Origin of the sequence: Bacteroides sp. An279 (assembly GCF_002159615.1) — a bacterium.
GTDB lineage: Bacteria > Bacteroidota > Bacteroidia > Bacteroidales > Bacteroidaceae > Phocaeicola > Phocaeicola intestinalis.
Window position 1 is genome coordinate 1 of the sequence record NZ_NFJA01000200.1, and the last position, 993, is coordinate 993.

Annotated in this window: 2 protein-coding genes; both read left to right on the forward strand. The window is 45.0% G+C overall.

The window, feature by feature from the left end; all coding sequences use genetic code 11:
• Positions 1-206, forward strand: a 206-nt coding sequence (locus B5F78_RS17500) for a hypothetical protein (protein ID WP_162608594.1), incomplete at its 5' end; no start/stop codon positions are given.
• A 457-nt stretch (positions 207-663) separates the two neighbouring features.
• Positions 664-945, forward strand: coding sequence for an SUMF1/EgtB/PvdO family nonheme iron enzyme (locus tag B5F78_RS16600; RefSeq protein ID WP_337959697.1), 282 nt, complete (start codon positions 664-666; stop codon positions 943-945).
• Positions 946-993 lie beyond the last annotated feature (48 nt).

Sequence of the window (993 nt, forward strand, 5' to 3'; positions counted from 1 at the left end):
CTGACGAAGAACAGGAGCGAAAAGGACCAAAAAATCGCCCAAAGCACACACGGAAACGGATACATCAAGCCAAGAAAAACTTTTTGGAGAAATTCAAAACAGCTTCTTACATCGTCAATTTTACTTTTATTCCTTTGTCGGGTCTTATAAGCAGAACGTCCGCTCAAACGAGCTTACGAACGAGAACGGACAACATGAATGTATAACTTAAAACATTGAACAGTATGAGACTAACTAGAAAACTGGGAATGGCGATAATGGCTATGATAGCATTGACAGCAAGTTCCTGCGTCACATTGCATAGACACCGCCCCCAAAGAAAAGCGTAAAGAAGCAATGGAAAAGCTGATAACAGACATTGCGGCTGTGCTGGCTTCCGACCAGCAGGTGCTTTACAAACAACTGCAAGAGGAAGCCGCAGCCGAAAGAAAAAACATACGCGCAAAAACTGAGTGATTGCCACCTCTGGACGCTGACATTGCCATGTCTGGACGGAGGAAAATCGTATTATTTATTAAGACAAAAGGAAGTCATGAAACAAATCATTTTTAATGATTTGGGCTCAAGGATGCCGAAGCCTACTGCAACTAGCTCTCTGCAAAAGATACCAAGCACGGTTATCGCCTGCCTTCCGAAGAAGAATGGGTGCTTGCCGCCGGACACATGCCCAAGGATGTTTCCATGAATTCCGGTCATGCGGAACGTGGATTGACAACTGTGGATGCATACGCGCAAAGCAAGGGTGCCTGTGGCGGCATTGACTTTTGGGGAAATTGTTGGGAATGGACTTCCTCGACCAATGCTGACGGACTGCATATTATCAAAGGTGGCAGTTGGGATTCCGACCGTGACGATTGCCGCAGTGAGAAATCCGATGTAGCAAGGGACGGCTCGCAAGGCTATGCCAATGTTGGTTTCCGAGTGGTAAGAATAGATAGCAACTGAACTTATTTGATTTTCGTTATTTTGTTCCATTTATAAACAGAAGAAAGA

Bases quoted from the DNA above. Each gene is read 5' to 3' on its own strand.
- B5F78_RS16600 (WP_337959697.1), top strand. From the start codon at position 664: ATGCCCAAGGATGTTTCCATGAATTCCGGTCATGCGGAACGTGGATTG.